1 pseudogene is annotated in these 533 nt (G+C 47.5%); it reads left to right on the top strand.

The window, feature by feature from the left end:
* Nucleotides 1–367: pseudogene (locus tag WH277_RS02470) on the top strand (phytanoyl-CoA dioxygenase family protein); the annotation flags it as partial.
* Nucleotides 368–533: the final 166 nt, after the last annotated feature.

Below are 533 nucleotides of genomic sequence, written 5' to 3' on the forward strand. Positions count from 1 at the left end.
CTTCAATCCGGCTCTGTTCCATGCCGCCGGAAATAACGTCACGCAGGATCACGTACGTACAGCCAATTTGCTGCAGGTCTCATCCGCTTTTGGCAAAACAATGGAGAAAGTGAATCACGTTAAAGTGATGGAAGCGATTTATCCAACCCTGCTGAGTAAACATTTGAGCGATGAACAGTTACAGGCAATTGTGGCGGCGAGCGGGGAAGGCTACTCCTTCCCGACCAATCTGGATACCGATCCACCACTGGGTGGCCTGGTCCCCAAAACACAACAGCAGCTGTTACTGGAAGCATTACAGCAACGTTGTTCACTGGAAGAGTTTACACGGCAATTAAACAACCACGAGAGTAAGAGAAAAGCGTAGGCGTGGTTTACATCGACATGACGCAATGCCATAAGGTTGGGTATTACGTCATACCCGTAAGGGTATCTTCACCACCCATTCTGAATTCGATAACTCTGCCATCATCAAACTGCATGAGTGCGATGGCACCGGGACTGTTAAATAATAAATTGGTCATGATATATCA

Origin of the sequence: Erwinia sp. MYb416 (assembly GCF_037479575.1) — a bacterium.
Taxonomy (GTDB): Bacteria; Pseudomonadota; Gammaproteobacteria; order Enterobacterales; family Enterobacteriaceae; genus Erwinia; species Erwinia rhapontici.